The organism is Altibacter lentus (genome assembly GCF_000746845.1).
Classification (GTDB): Bacteria; Bacteroidota; Bacteroidia; order Flavobacteriales; family Flavobacteriaceae; genus Altibacter; species Altibacter lentus.
On sequence record NZ_KN050846.1, the window covers coordinates 282,593 to 296,175 of the forward strand.

11 protein-coding genes are annotated in these 13,583 nt (G+C 43.0%); 2 read left to right on the forward strand and 9 right to left on the reverse strand.

Annotated elements, in window-relative coordinates; genetic code table 11:
• Positions 1 to 2: 2 nt before the first annotated feature.
• The 4 genes from JS40_RS01490 to tpx all read right to left on the reverse strand — a co-directional run bounded on the left by JS40_RS01490 (position 3) and on the right by tpx (position 3,373).
• Positions 3 to 986: a hypothetical protein gene (locus tag JS40_RS01490; protein ID WP_034257834.1), complete on the reverse strand. Its 984-nt coding sequence runs from the start codon at positions 984 to 986 to the stop codon at positions 3 to 5.
• A 2-nt stretch (positions 987 to 988) separates the two neighbouring features.
• A complete protein-coding gene (locus tag JS40_RS14745) occupies positions 989 to 2,380 on the reverse strand; it encodes a vWA domain-containing protein (RefSeq protein ID WP_051957457.1) in 1,392 nt (463 codons plus the stop codon).
• 133 nt (positions 2,381 to 2,513) lie between these two features.
• Complete coding sequence (locus JS40_RS01500) at positions 2,514 to 2,873, reverse strand: diacylglycerol kinase family protein (RefSeq protein WP_034257835.1); 360 nt, start codon at positions 2,871 to 2,873, stop codon at positions 2,514 to 2,516.
• On the reverse strand, positions 2,873 to 3,373 hold the full coding sequence (gene tpx / locus JS40_RS01505) for a thiol peroxidase (protein ID WP_034257836.1): 501 nt from the start codon (positions 3,371 to 3,373) through the stop codon (positions 2,873 to 2,875). The genes JS40_RS01500 and tpx overlap by 1 nt, the downstream gene beginning before the upstream one ends.
• A gap of 181 nt (positions 3,374 to 3,554) precedes the next feature.
• On the opposite strand from tpx, the gene JS40_RS01510 reads away from it, so the two are divergent.
• Both JS40_RS01510 and JS40_RS01515 read left to right on the forward strand, forming a co-directional pair.
• Positions 3,555 to 4,856: an OmpA family protein gene (locus JS40_RS01510; protein WP_084677415.1), complete on the forward strand. Its 1,302-nt coding sequence runs from the start codon at positions 3,555 to 3,557 to the stop codon at positions 4,854 to 4,856.
• A gap of 12 nt (positions 4,857 to 4,868) precedes the next feature.
• The gene (locus JS40_RS01515) at positions 4,869 to 6,437 is read left to right on the forward strand and encodes a hypothetical protein (protein WP_152558107.1); all 1,569 of its coding nucleotides are present in this window, start codon (positions 4,869 to 4,871) and stop codon (positions 6,435 to 6,437) included.
• Positions 6,438 to 6,536: 99 nt separating this feature from the next.
• Here the strand turns inward: JS40_RS01515 and JS40_RS01520 are convergent, their stop codons facing one another.
• The 5 genes from JS40_RS01520 to nhaC form a co-directional block, all read right to left on the reverse strand.
• The gene (locus JS40_RS01520) at positions 6,537 to 7,220 is read right to left on the reverse strand and encodes a hypothetical protein (protein WP_034257839.1); all 684 of its coding nucleotides are present in this window, start codon (positions 7,218 to 7,220) and stop codon (positions 6,537 to 6,539) included.
• Between the two features lie 66 nt (positions 7,221 to 7,286).
• Complete coding sequence (locus tag JS40_RS01525) at positions 7,287 to 7,919, reverse strand: response regulator transcription factor (protein WP_034257840.1); 633 nt, start codon at positions 7,917 to 7,919, stop codon at positions 7,287 to 7,289.
• A gap of 36 nt (positions 7,920 to 7,955) precedes the next feature.
• On the reverse strand, positions 7,956 to 11,102 hold the full coding sequence (locus tag JS40_RS01530; RefSeq protein ID WP_034257841.1) for a sensor histidine kinase: 3,147 nt from the start codon (positions 11,100 to 11,102) through the stop codon (positions 7,956 to 7,958).
• A 224-nt stretch (positions 11,103 to 11,326) separates the two neighbouring features.
• Positions 11,327 to 11,971, reverse strand: coding sequence for a peroxiredoxin (locus JS40_RS01535; RefSeq protein WP_034257842.1), 645 nt, complete (start codon positions 11,969 to 11,971; stop codon positions 11,327 to 11,329).
• Between the two features lie 111 nt (positions 11,972 to 12,082).
• Positions 12,083 to 13,576 carry a Na+/H+ antiporter NhaC gene (gene nhaC, locus JS40_RS01540; protein WP_034261905.1) on the reverse strand — a complete coding sequence of 498 codons (1,494 nt, stop codon included), beginning with the start codon at positions 13,574 to 13,576 and terminating at the stop codon, positions 12,083 to 12,085.
• Positions 13,577 to 13,583 lie beyond the last annotated feature (7 nt).

Genomic DNA, 13,583 nt, shown 5'->3' on the forward strand with positions numbered 1-13,583 from the left:
TTTCAGCTTAAAAGATTGAAGAGAATAAGCAGTTCCCCCTCCCTTTTCCATTGTATCCAGCCATTACCAACCGTTTGAAAGTCATCATCGAGCAGCAACACTTCCATCCAGTCGTTCCTGACGCGAATGGGTCGCATGAACGAATGTGGTGTTTTGATCACTCCAGAAGCTTCAAAATGACGCGCTCTAATATTTTCATTCGAATTGGGCAGGAACTCAACCGAATGTACCCCCAGAAGGAATTCGGGCCAAAGCTTCACTTTTCCCGATCTTTTACTCACATACGCAGTTTGGTTGTTCTGGGCATTGACGACGATCTCTGCAAATTCTTCAGTAATACTTACGATCTTGAAGTAAAGCATATCGTAGTCCAATTTTAACATATCGGGTACTAACCATGGGGGTGCTGTAGCGATCTCGAAACTGTTGTACTTATTTCGGGTAAAAGTAATACTATCGTAAGGACTATGCTCCATCAGCGATTTTTCCAGATTCGGATTTCCGTAGAAATACAATGTAGGATGGTCGAAATAATTAGGTGAAAAATAGCCCATGCCCATAGACGAATCGTTTTCAGTAAGTACTCGGTTCAAAACCTTTTTGTTACGGCGGTTCATGGAGAGATAAGCGGTTGGCTGTGTGGTTTTGGTTGGTGTACGTTCAAATGGTTCGTTCGTTTCTTCGCGAAGCGCATCTCGTTGTTGAAACTGATAATATTTATAACCACATAACGAAAACAGCGCAATGAGCAAGACCCAATTGATCCTTACCAGCATACCGATCTCAAGATAGTAGGCTATAAAGAACGCAGCTATAAATGCGACCCCGCCAAATAATACACCCCACCCCAGTACAATCGCACCTCCTGCGAGTCCTTGATTCTTTCCGGCTTCAATGAAACCGGCATAATAAAGACCTACAACAAAAAATGTGATCAGCATGAGGATGTAAAACCCGATACACGCTGGTTTTAGTAGTTTTTTCATCCTTAAAAGTTTAGAGACTTGGTAATGGTCTGGCCTTTCTTTAATTCTACGGTAATGGTTTGTGGATTTTTGTCTTTATGCACCCCCAAAGGTTGTATCTTAATTTGATACGTGCCCGGATTTACCAGGAACTCTTTGCCACGATCATAGGTCCTGCCGGCATCAACACCTTTCCCGGTATTTACTTCCTTAATGTTTACAATTGAATCAATATCTTCACCACCCACTTTAGCATAGATCTGTATGGAGCCGGTTTTAAAATCATGCTCAATTGGAGTGGTTTCCCCGGCAGTGACGGTAATATTGTCCACCTCATGATAGGTGTCAAGGCCCTTCATAGCTAAGGCCTGAATTTCAACTTTATAGGTACCCGGATTTACTTCAAGCTCTTTTACCCTTCCATAGGTGCGGCCACTTGCCGCCACATCACCATTTTCATCTATAATTTTCACCATGGTATCCCATCCTTCTCCATTGTTTGTCGTGTTTGTAGCAATTTTGCCACCATCAAAACTTATGGTGCGCTCGGTTTTATTTTCGTCAATAACCGCTACGTTTTTAATGGTGACAGCCTTTACATTACTAGATAAAGGTTGGGCGATAAGATCGTATTTTCCCGGTGGCAGGTACATATACCGTGTTTCTCCATAGGTGCGTACCGCAGCGACCTCTTTTTTGGAATCGGTTGAATAGGCCCTTACCCATGAATCAATAGGCACTCCGTTTTTAACGGCGTAGACGCCAAAATTTCCTTCTTTCTTATCAACTGTTTGCACCACGACTTCATTCATGGCATCTCCTAGTCCACCGGCATCTGCTGCGTCGTAATAATTGCCGTCACCGGCATTTGCAGCACATTTTAACTGTTCGGTTTCATTGGCTTTAAGACCAAAGCCAACTATGTGCAACTTAAAATCGATACCCTCCATTTTAGCTGCTTTTACAACATCACAGATATTGCCATCACAGGACTCTATCCCGTCGGTAATCAAAATAATGGTGGCTTTCTTTTTAGTTTTCCGAAGCTGATCAATTACTGTGGTCGCAGAATAGGCAAGTGGTGTCATCCCCAATGGTTTAATGGTCTTTACGGCAGATGAAACTTTAGTTTTTGAACTATTGTCCATAGGGAGCAGCGTTTCCACATCATTGCAGTCTCCTTTTTTGCGATGGCCATAGGCGACCAACCCTATTTCTTGATTTTCGGGAAGTTCGTTGATAGCAGTTGAAAGTACCCCAGATGCAATTTCCATTTTGGTCTTGCCTTGCATTTGGCCCCACATAGAACCGCTGGCGTCGTAAATAAAGATAATGGGGGAGGGGGCGTCTTGCTGCTGTGCATGACCGAATAGTATAAAACAGCACATGCAAACCAGGGTGGTTGTTAGTTTCATAATCCTTCAATTTTAGTGTTAGTCCTTCTTAAAGATACGGAATAACTTTATTTGGGAATAAACTTACAAACCAAATAACTTCTTGTCAATCACCCTGTTGGGTAGTTTTTGAGAAAGATCTTTGAATAGCTTACTATAGCTTCGGAAGGTAAATAATGCACGCGATCACGACAGCCGCAATGGCAGCAAAGAAGACCGCACCGGCAGCGACGTCTTTTATATACCCTATCTTGTTATGAAAGTCCGGATGGACAAAATCTGCCATCTCTTCAGCAGCGGTGTTCAGCCCTTCGATGCTCATTACCAGGCCTATGGCGATCACCTGAAACATCCACTCCACGGCAGAGATCTCGAAATAAAATCCGGCGATGGTAACCAAGACGGCAATTACCGATTGCACCTGTATGCTTGGCTCGTTCTTAAGAAGCATCCAGGCACCTTTAATGGCATAACCAAAACCTTTCAAACGTTTACCCAAATACGAATTCCACATTAGCGAAGTGCGTTTAGTGCCGATGTGTAATTGGGTTCCTGACCAATTTCCGGCACCTGTTGTGAATAGATCACTTTATTATGGGTGTCCAGCACCAATACCACACGTGAATGCAGACCCTGGAACGCACCCGAGGTGATGTTTAATCCGTATTCTTTTCCGAAGCGACCTTCTCTAAAATCTGAAAGCATTTCGACGTTCTCCAGACCTTCGGCCGCACAAAAGCGCTTCTGCGCAAAAGGAAGATCTTTTGAGATGCACAAGATTTTGGTATTGTCGAGCTTGGAGGCTTCTTCGTTGAACTTCCGTGCCGAGGCAGCACAAATGCCTGTGTCTACGCTAGGGAATATATTGAGGATCTTTCGCGCGCCATTATAGTGCGCTAGGGATTTCGTGGAAAGATCGGTTGCCACAAGTGAGAAATCGGGAGCAGTGCTTCCTTGCTTAGGAAGCGTTCCGGAGGTTTCGGCGGGTTCTCCGCCCAGTGTGATTGAGGCCATGGTCTCTGTTTTTCAGTATAAAATTACATAATCTTTTGTAGTTAATTCTAAAAGTCTTGCCAAAGCATTATAAGCAATAGTTATTTGAACAAGAAAATCACCCAACCGGGTAATTGACAGTTACTTATATGTATGGTAGCTTTGAAACCATATTAATCTTCCCCATCTAAATCCTATAACAATGAAACAGAAACACATCTTTATTACAATGGGTCTGTCGCTACTTTTTCTAGTGGCAGGGACTGTAAGTGCCGATGCACAAATTCTGAAAAAATTAAAAAAGAAAGCCGAAAACACCGCTACAAGAAAATTAGAGGATAAGACCCAGAAAGAAACAGAAAAGGTCATGGATACCATACTGGGAAATGATGGCGGTAGCTCAAATCCAGGCGGCGGGACACCAAATGGAAGCACATCCGGCTCGGGTGGAAATGACGCTCCTCCAACTTCGGAAACAGAAGAAATATCTATGTATTCTTCCAGTGACTGGGTGCCCGGAGAGGACATTATCCTTTTCGACGATTTTGCCAACGATCCGGTGGGAGATTTTCCCCAGCTTTGGAACACCAAAGGATCCGGTGAATTGGTAACTTTAAGTGACAACCCAAAACAAAAATGGCTCAAGTTATATAATGATACCTGGTACGAACCGGACTTGCCAAAAGATTTGCCGAAAGATTTTACGGTAGAATTTGATGTTCGAACATTCAATATAATGACCAAGAATACATCGCAAACCGCAGGTTTTTGGGTGTACTTAGGCGATGGGGAAAAGGCTTTAAAAATTGGCCGACGATATGTATCAAGCTATTTTTCGCCGTTTCCGGATTGGGTAAAAGAGCAATTTTTAAAATCCATTGACCACGAAGGAGATGGTGAACTCGCCATGGGGAAAACCAATAAGGATATTCGAGAGGCTTTTCAGAAAGGAATGCACGTGGCTATTTCGGTAAAAGGGAAGAGATATCGAGCTTATATAAATGGCGAAAAGATATTTGATGCGCCTCGGGCCGTAAACGACAATGAGAATTTTGGAAGTATTTTATTCGATACGTATGGTCTCAAGGACGATCAGGCAATTTTAATCACCAATTTACGCGTTGCTGAAGGATTACCCGAACCACGTCAAAAATTATTTAAAACAGGCAGTTACACAACCACAGCTATCACGTTCGATGTGGACAGTGACAAGCTAAAACCTGAAGCCTTTAGTATACTGAAAGAGATCGCCGAAGCGATAAAAGCCGAACCCGGCAAGAACATCCTCATCACAGGACATACAGATTCGGATGGATCTGATGCCCACAACATGGATCTAAGCATGCGCAGAGCTACTGCCGTGAAGAATGCACTGGTTGAAAAATTCAATGTAGATGCATCACGACTCTCTGCTGAAGGCAAGGGAGAAAGTGCTCCAATAGTTTCTAATGATTCGGCCATCAATAAGGCCAAGAACCGAAGAACCGAGTTTACAATTAACTAATCTGTAATTCTTATGAAGAATATAATCTTATTACTCACATGCATGGTGACATTTTCAGTGGCTGCTCAAGACTGTTTGTTGCCAAACGGGAACTTTGAAGATTGGTCAAGTAACGACAGACCTCACTTTTGGAACACGACAAATATTGCCGGAAATGAAGGACAAGCCAATGAAATGTCTGGTTACGACTGGCGGAATGTTTTCAAAACACCGGGGAAAGTGGGAAGCGGGATACGAATGATCAATGTTTCCGTAGCCGACTTCTTAAAAGAAAAAAAACCCGAAGAGTGGGCTAAGATGCCTCCCGCCATACAGATCCAACTTCGAACGAAAGGTGCATTCAGTTCCAGTTTGGTAAGTTGTGAAGCGCAAGACTGTAACCAACTCATGGCTGGAGGGAACGAGTCTGCGATCTATAAAGCACTGGTCATCGATATTCCAAAAGGACGTTCTCCGGGCTATCTAAAGGGGTATTATAAAGCAAACTTAAAAGCGGGAGACAAGCTGTGGATATGGCCCGTGCTAATGGATGGCAACGAACAATTGACAGGTGGGGTACGTCCCGGAAGAACTGAAAACGTCATTCAAAAGAATACAGGAATATGGACCGAATTCAAAATCCCTTTGGATTATTTTCCAAATCGATTAGACAAGACTCAAAAACTTATGCTGCAAATACAAATGGTTGGAAAGGATTTTCCCAGCTCTTATCCTCATGGGACCAATGCCATCGCTCTGGCTATGAAATTTCCCAGTCAGGAGGGTAGTGAAGTATTCTTAGACGAACTTTGTTTTGGAGGACAAGGGACAGAAGTAGATCCGGAGGATCCGGACCTTATTGATTCTGGGACCGGTGTTGGGAACGATGACACAACTGATGAGCCCGATGACAGTGATACTTCAGAAAAAATATATATTGCTGTAAACGGAAATGATAGCAATAGTGGGAGTGAAGCCAGCCCGTTGGCCACATTACAAAAGGCTATCGAGAAAGCCAATACCAAACGAATTCAAGGGAAACCGGTGACTATTATAATCAAGGACGGTTCCTATGCTCAAGAAGCCCGGTTCGATGGCAGCGCAAACGGAAGCTTACCGACATTACGGATCAAGGCACAAAACAGGCATCAAGCGATTTTTACCGGATCTGAACCCATTGTACCAGGAATCAACTGGCAATCGGTTGGCAGTAACTTGTACAGCCCCTCCAGCGCAACCTTACATCCCGATCAAAAACCCGAGATGGATCCATTAAATTACAGTAATCCTATGGAAATGAGAGTGCCGGCACTTCTTGTAAATGGCGTGCAGTATGTCGTCTCACAAACACCGCAGAACGAAGCAAACAGCTATATCTTTGGGCCCGGAATGCTTATGGTGAACCCCGGCGGAACTTCTCTGGCCGGTGCTTCAGTAGAAGTATCTGTTAGGGAGTATGCTGTTGATATAAAAAATGGCGGGAATGTTATTGTTAGCGGACTGCGACTTAAAGGTTTTCCCCAATCAGCCTACAGTCAGTTGGGCGATGAAATACCTTCCGGTTTGCGAGGCGTGCAAGCTGTGGATTGTCTTTTTAAATAAAAACGAGAGCAGGAATTAAATTAGGAGCGCTGTGTAGACAGCGCTCTTTGCTTTTCAAGCAATGATGGGGAGGTGTGGCGCAGTTTTTTTTAAATGTTTTTATTGGTCCCGCATATCCATAAGTTCGTGACCTTCGGTGTTGAAAATCTCTGAATCTATTTCCGTGGAAAGATTTACTATTTGAAGAATGATGGTGCTGTTTCGTTGTTTATCAAAAAGGTTCGTGTAAAGTGCAAGTCCCTTAATGCCGCAATCGGCTATTATTTTAATATCTTCACCTTCCTTGCCTGAGCCTACAAATTGATACGCCATTACCTGTGTTAGGCTCAGCTCGATCTCTTCGGCTATCCAAAATGTTGCCTCCATTTTGTCATTACTGCAAGAAACTTCATGGGTAATGTAGCTGTTTATATCTTTTTTTCTTTCAGTATGATTAAGCTCTGAGTTGGAAACTATATCTTTTTCACCTGTAGCATATTTCATTGTTGGCCAATATTTTTCATTCATCGGAAGTATATAACCGCCTTTCTTACCGTTCGTTTCGAAAAGGCCTGTAATGATCGAGTCGGTGGGGTTAAAGATCAATTGCAAATCCGGCTGATTGCCTCCGGTACGGATAATAATAGATGTCTTATCCTCTCCAAAAAAATAAGAAATAGAGTCAGTATGCCGGTTTCCACTACTTCTTTCCTGTGAAATTTTAAGGTCAAAACTACCTTTGAACGATTGTGCTTGGCAAATTGCTGAAAACACAATAACAATGATCGCTATTTTATTCTTCATAATTGATAATTGTATTTAAATCTGAAGGTTACATTTTTTCCCTGCTAAGCTTTTAGTACAAAAATTTTAAATCCACCCCTTTTTTATGGCCTTGCTCACTGCCTCGGCACGTGAATTCACGTGAAGCTTCTTATAAATGTTTTTTATATGTGCTTTAATGGTGTTGTTGGAGACGAACAGATCCTCTGCAATTTGCTTGTTATTAGTGCCATTGCTTAATTTCTGAAGGACTTCCAGTTCTCTTTCACTTAGTGTATTATCTTGTGACGGTGTAAAGGATGCGATCACTTTCCGAGCAATGGAAGGGCTCATGGGCGCACCCCCTTGAAATACTTCCGAAATGCCCCGAAGCAAATGCTTAGAGTTGGATCCCTTTACCAGATATCCGATAGCACCTAAGCGCAGGGCAGAAAAAACTAAATCAGATTCGTCATGAACTGTGAGCATCACAATGTTAAGCTCCGGTTGCAGTTTCTTTATCTTCGGGATAGCTTCTAAGCCACTAATGCCGGGAAGATCGATGTCCAGAAGTAATACATCGGGATGATGTTCTTTTAGATTCTCCAGAGCTGCTTCCGCAGAAAAGAACGTTCCTGTGACCGAGTATCCTTCGGCATTGTTCAATACCTGCTGAAGAGATTTCAGTATAAGAGCATCGTCCTCAACAATGCAAATTTTTATGATGTGTGGTTTATCCATTAATTTTCAGAAAGATACAATTCAAAACGCTGATAATCAATTACCCAAGCGGGTAGTTTCCAAAGTAAGGGTGAGTTTTGTCCCTTTTCGGGTGTGGGAATCGATGGTTAAGATCCCTCCGAGTGCTTCGGCACGTTCCTGCATATTAGAGAGGCCGTATCCACCATTATTTTCTTCTGTTTTAAAGCCACTACCATTGTCTTCAAGGGTTACAATGAGTTTTCCCGGACGTTGCAGGATGCCAAAGCGTACGAGGCTCGGGGCACCGTGTTTTACACTGTTGTTAAGGGCCTCTTTAAGTATCAATAACACATGTCGTCTTTCGGCCATATTGAGTTCCCGCGACTTTAGGTCTGCAGATAAATCCTCGGATTTAAACTGTATTCCCGCACATTCGCAGAAATTTCCTGCAAATTCGGTAAAGCGCGTTAAGGTATCATAGGCATTATCCATTGCAGGATCCAACGTCCAAATAAAATCCCGCATCCCGTTATTGAGATCCTGCAGGTTATCATCTATTTGAGTCAGGTATTGTTGTAGCTCCAAATTATCTTTCGATTCCAATCGGGCGAGCTCCGTGATCAAAGCGATGCGAGTAATGCGCGTGCCGGCTTCGTCGTGAAAGTCACGAGAGCTTCTTTTTCGAAAGATATCACGCTCCTGGGCTCTTGCTAACTCTACTTTGCGCTCTTGTTGCAACCGTAATTTGAGCAGCATATATACGAGACCTACTACGCCCATTGCAAACAGGATATAGGCCCACCAAGTGCGATACCAAGGCGGGATCATTTCTATTTGTAACGCAACAGGTTCACTCCATAGACCGTCATTATTCGCAGCTTTGGCTATCAAGGTGTAGGTCCCCGGATCGAGATTGGAACGTGTTATTACAGGATTGGTAGTGGTTGTCCAGCCCTCATCAAAACCTTCTAATTTATAGGAAAAGGTAGTTTGCTTCGGAAGTGTAAAATTGACGGGTTGTATCGAAAAGGATACGATCTTATCGGTTGGTTGTAATGTTAGTTTGTTCAGATAGATCATATCCATTGGAAGACTGGTTTTTTTTGTCTTCGCTTCAGAAATGGGTATAGGTTCGTTTAATATACGGGCATCCGACAAGTACACACGAGGTGGGTTTTTGTTTTTTTGAAAGGCCTCCGGACGTATCGACACAACGCCGTCAACCCCTCCAAAATATAGAGTTCCGTCTTTTGTAAATTCCGAAGCACCCTGATTGAACTCAAAGTTAAAGGGACCAAGCACTTCTTTTATGGGCACTACTTCCTTGGTTTGTGTATTTAAAATGGACAATCCATTTCCTGTGCTGAGCCAATAAGTACCCTCCTTGATTTTTTCAATACCATAAACCACATCGTCGCTTACTCCTGCTGCTTCATCAAACACTGTAAATTGTGTATTTGTACCGGTTCGCAGCGCATCTTTGTCCTTGAAATGGATGAGCCCGGTATCGGTACTTATAAGAACGCCGTTATTGAAATCGAACAAAATTTGATGTATGCTGTTGAGCTGGAACAAAGGATTAGGGGCAATATGAGTAAAGAAATCTGTAGTTTCATACGTATCTATAGTTGAAATCCCAAGGGGATTATGAGCTAACCACACCCGTTCTTTATCATCGAAAGCGATATTCAATACAATGTTTTCTGTGATGCCTTGTGGTTTGTCTTGAAAACAATATTGTTTCATTTGTCCATCAGGACTAATCATTATGGCTCCTGCACCGTGAGTTCCTATCCACATGGTTCCATTGGGGCCTTTTGTTACCATATAGGTGTATTGTGACAGGTGAGGGTTATTGGGTACGGATGTAAGTGGGAACCGACGTATCGTAAATTGATCTGTGTTGCGATCCGGCCAATCAATGATATTGATACCATTAAATGTAGCAACCCAGATCCGTCCCAGATCATCTTCCTCGAAATCCAATACTTGTGCGCCGGAGAGTTGTTTTAGACCATTTCCTGCTGCTATGTGACGGAAGTGTTTTTCCCCCTCCAGATCGTGAATTACCGTTAATCCGTTTGCATAGTTACCGATCCATAGCCCTCCTTTGGAGTCTTCAAAAATTGAAAAGGTCTCATTGGCCGCAAGGCTACGTTCATTATTCTTTTCTGAAACGAGGTAGGTGAATTGATCGAGGTAAGGATCGTAAAGGTTTAGTCCCAGTTGCGTACCTATCCACATCCTGTTTGCATCGTCACGGTAGAGCGATAGAATTTGATTGGAAGCCAGGGTGTGTAGTGCTCCCTTTGTTTTGTGAATTTGCTGAAAAGTTTCTGTTCTGGTATCGAAGATCGTGAGTCCGTTGAACGTAGCGACCCATAGTCTTCCGTCGGGGGCTTCTTCAATACAGTATACAAAACCGTGAGCGGGCCCGTTTTTCCCAAAAGGATAGTGTCGGAACGTAGGTTTTTCCCAGCTTCCGGTAAGCAGACTCATCCCCAGTGTTTCATACCCTATCCAAAAGCGCCCTTTGGAATCCCGGAACAAAGACTGGACCTTGTTTTCTAAAAGTCCTTCGGCTTCAGTAATGTGAGTGAAGGTATTAGTGAGGCTGTTAAAGATGGAAATTCCCTCGTTGGACGCGATCGCTAATTTATTGGTGTCGAGTTTTACCATTTCTCTAATGGAGGTTTTTTTGGGACCATCTGTATCTCCTTCCACATAAGGCCAGGAAGTAATCGTGTATTCGGTCTTGTGAATGCGTGACAGTCCACCGGCGGTTCCTATCCAAATAAATTCTCCATCTTCCAGGAGGGTGGATATATGTCCTCGTATCAAACAATCAATACAATCACCGACAGTTTTGAAATTGGTAAACTTATCAAGTTTCGGGTCGAATCTGGAAAGTCCGTTGAGCGTAGCGATCCATAATATTCCTTCACGATCAGTAATAATGTCGTTAATTTCCTGATGCACCAATCCCGATTGTGTGGAATCTTTTGAGGGTTGGTAGGTCTTGAATGTTTGTCCGTCAAATCGGTTAAGCCCTTTGGCGGTGCCTAACCACAAAAACCCTAACGAATCCTGAAGAATAACGCGGATGTTCGACTGCGAAAGCCCGTCATCTACTCCATAGGTTTGAAATCGATAGTTCTTTTGTGCCCAATTGATTTCAGAAATAAAACAGACAAGAAGAATAAATATAAATATCTTCTTCATAAACAGTTGGTTAGCTCTTTAAAAATACAAATAATACTTCAGATATCAACGGTGCTCACTACTCGCAGCGTTTCACGTACAGTGTACAGCTTTTTATTGACTCCTGTCATTACCCACTCGGGTAGTATTTTTAAATCTGATTCATCAAAAAACCCTTCCTTCTGTGAACAGAAGAAAGGGTGCTTAACCAACTTAAATTACTAAACTAAACTACTTAACTAAAATTAATTTAAATGCTGTGAGAGGTATTGTGCAACACCTTCGCGATCTGCGTGCATTGCCGAAGCTCCTTCTTGCCAGTTGGCAGGACATACTTCTCCGTTTTGTTGCACATGCGCGTAAGCATCGATCAATCGTAGAAACTCAGAGACGTTTCTTCCCACGGGCATGTGGTTGATACTTTCATGAAAGACAGTTCCTTCTTCGTCGATCAAATAGGTTGCTCTATAGGTTACATTGTCACCATCCACCAGTACATTCCCGGTTTCTTCATCATATCGCTCGTTCGTGATATCCAAAATACCTAACTGCGACGAAAGGTTTCTATTGGTATCGGCTAAAATAGGGTAGGTTACGCCTTCAATCCCACCATGGTTCTTTGGGGTGTTCAACCAGGCAAAGTGCACTTCGGGAGTATCGCAAGATGCTCCAATAACAATGGTATTTCTTTTTTCAAACGCTTCCATAGCGGCTTGAAACGCGTGCAACTCGGTGGGGCACACAAAGGTAAAGTCTTTTGGATACCAGAAAAGGATGACCTTCTTACCTTCCGATTTTGCGGTTTCTAAGATGTTTATTTTCTTAGTAACGCCTGTTTTGTCGATAGCGTTAACAAATAAATTTGGAAATTTTTTTCCTACAAATGCCATAGTTTTCTTTTGAATTTTTAGTACTTATTTTCAGCCTGCAAAAGTACCAAATCAAAAGAGTATAAAAAAAGGAATTTCACTTAAATTTTTGTGAATATTCTGAAAGGTTCCTTACCCTTTTTTTGGCACTGTCAATTGCCGAATTTTGATTCTAAAAGCAGCAAACAGAAGCGTTGTGAACGGACTCATCCAATTAAAGAATGCATACACGAAATAATCGGCTACAGAAACTCCTAACACGCCGCTCTGGTATGCGCCACAGGTGTTCCATGGGACAAGTACCGAGGTGACCGTCCCGCTGTCTTCCAGCGTCCGACTTAAGTTTTCGGGGGCGAGCCCTTTTTCTTTAAATGCCTTTGCATACATTTTTCCGGGAACCACGATGGCCAAATATTGATCACTCGCTGTGACGTTCAAAGCCAAACAACTTGCTACTGTACTGGCAAAAAGGCCAAAGGTGGTATGGAACAGTTTTAACAAGGCTTTGCTAATGGCCGATAAAGCACCTATGGCGTCCATAACTCCACCAAAAACCATCGCGCAAAGAATCAACCATATAGTTCCTAGCATTCCGGACATCCCGCCGGCTGAAAAAAGATCTTTTAACGCAGCATTTTCTGTAGGAATTGCAGTGTCCACCGTGATCGCATTCATTACCCCTTTATATCCTGAAGTAAAATCTAAAGAGGTTCCTCCTCCAATGCTTGCTACAATGTCAGGTTGAAAGATAAGGGCTGCTATACCTCCCAGCAAGGTACCAATAAGAAGAGCAATAAGAGGCGGTGTTTTTTTAACGATAAGTACAATGACCAATAACGGCACCACGAACAACCACGGACTAACAGTAATGGCACTCTCTACTGCTGCGAGTATTTCAGATGTGTCTGCCGTTCCGGCGGTATCAATATTGAGCCCTATAATAATAAAGATCAAGAGCGTCACAGAGATCGTTGGAACAGTGGTATAAAGCATATACCGAATATGAGTAAACAAATCGGTTCCTGCCATGGCCGGAGCCAGATTGGTAGTATCGCTTAGCGGAGAGATCTTATCACCGAAATAAGCACCGGAAAGTACAGCACCGGCGGTCATCCCTAAAGAAATTCCCAAAGCGTCGGCAATACCAATAAGTGCAATACCCACGGTTGCCGAAGTGGTCCAACTACTACCCGTTGCCACCGAAATGATCGCACAAATTATCACACAGGAAGCTAAAAAGATGGTAGGATTCAAAACCTGGAGACCGTAGTAGATCATGGTGGGAATAATACCGCTTATAAGCCACGTACCTGCCAAAGCTCCCACCATTAATAGAATTAGAATGGCGCCGGCGGTAGATTTTATGTTTTCGGCAACCTCTTCCATCATTTGATTGAAGCTTACCTTATTGTAGATCCCCACCACTGCCGCTACGGCTGCACCCATGATAAGGATAAATTGATTACTTCCGCTTAGCGCATCGTCGCCAAAGGCAAAAAACACATTGTAAAAGAGCATGGCCACTAAAGCAAACACAGGGATAAGTGCTTCCCAGATATTGAGTTCTGCATTCTCTACAATATGTTCGTCTTGGGGTTCTCGGGGCTTGATGTCTTGGCTTTGCATAAACGGG

Excerpts from the sequence above, each read along its gene's own strand:
- JS40_RS01490 (WP_034257834.1), bottom strand. The coding sequence starts at position 986 with ATGAAAAAACTACTAAAACCAGCGTGTATCGGGTTTTACATCCTCATG.
- JS40_RS14745 (WP_051957457.1), bottom strand. The coding sequence starts at position 2,380 with ATGAAACTAACAACCACCCTGGTTTGCATGTGCTGTTTTATACTATTC.
- JS40_RS01500 (WP_034257835.1), bottom strand. The coding sequence starts at position 2,873 with ATGTGGAATTCGTATTTGGGTAAACGTTTGAAAGGTTTTGGTTATGCC.
- tpx (WP_034257836.1), bottom strand. The coding sequence starts at position 3,373 with ATGGCCTCAATCACACTGGGCGGAGAACCCGCCGAAACCTCCGGAACG.
- JS40_RS01510 (WP_084677415.1), top strand. The coding sequence starts at position 3,555 with ATGAAACAGAAACACATCTTTATTACAATGGGTCTGTCGCTACTTTTT.
- JS40_RS01515 (WP_152558107.1), top strand. The coding sequence starts at position 4,869 with ATGAAGAATATAATCTTATTACTCACATGCATGGTGACATTTTCAGTG.
- JS40_RS01520 (WP_034257839.1), bottom strand. The coding sequence starts at position 7,220 with ATGAAGAATAAAATAGCGATCATTGTTATTGTGTTTTCAGCAATTTGC.
- JS40_RS01525 (WP_034257840.1), bottom strand. The coding sequence starts at position 7,919 with ATGGATAAACCACACATCATAAAAATTTGCATTGTTGAGGACGATGCT.
- JS40_RS01530 (WP_034257841.1), bottom strand. The coding sequence starts at position 11,102 with ATGAAGAAGATATTTATATTTATTCTTCTTGTCTGTTTTATTTCTGAA.
- JS40_RS01535 (WP_034257842.1), bottom strand. The coding sequence starts at position 11,971 with ATGGCATTTGTAGGAAAAAAATTTCCAAATTTATTTGTTAACGCTATC.
- nhaC (WP_034261905.1), bottom strand. The coding sequence starts at position 13,576 with ATGCAAAGCCAAGACATCAAGCCCCGAGAACCCCAAGACGAACATATT.